This window comes from Pseudoalteromonas sp. G5_S1_14_S5 (assembly GCF_054968605.1).
The window spans coordinates 1-293 of sequence record NZ_JBQKUM010000267.1; the positions used below are offsets into that span (position 1 = coordinate 1).

Annotated in this window: 1 protein-coding gene; it reads left to right on the top strand. The window is 46.1% G+C overall.

The window, feature by feature from the left end:
- On the top strand, positions 1 to 293 hold a 293-nt coding region (locus ACTRWI_RS22830; RefSeq protein ID WP_499133958.1), incomplete at both ends, for a GTP-binding protein.

Below are 293 nucleotides of genomic sequence, written 5' to 3' on the forward strand. Positions count from 1 at the left end.
ATGCCTCAAACTCGTGAGCACATCCTACTTGGTCGTCAAGTTGGTATCCCTTACATCATCGTATTCATGAACAAATGTGACATGGTTGATGACGAAGAGCTACTAGAACTAGTAGAAATGGAAGTTCGTGAACTTCTTTCTGAGTACGAATTCCCAGGTGATGACCTACCAGTAATCCAAGGTTCTGCTCTTGGCGCACTAAACGGCGAGAAGCAATGGGAAGACAAGATCGTTGAGCTAGCTGAAGCTCTAGATTCTTACATCCCAGAGCCAGAGCGTGCAGTAGACCAACC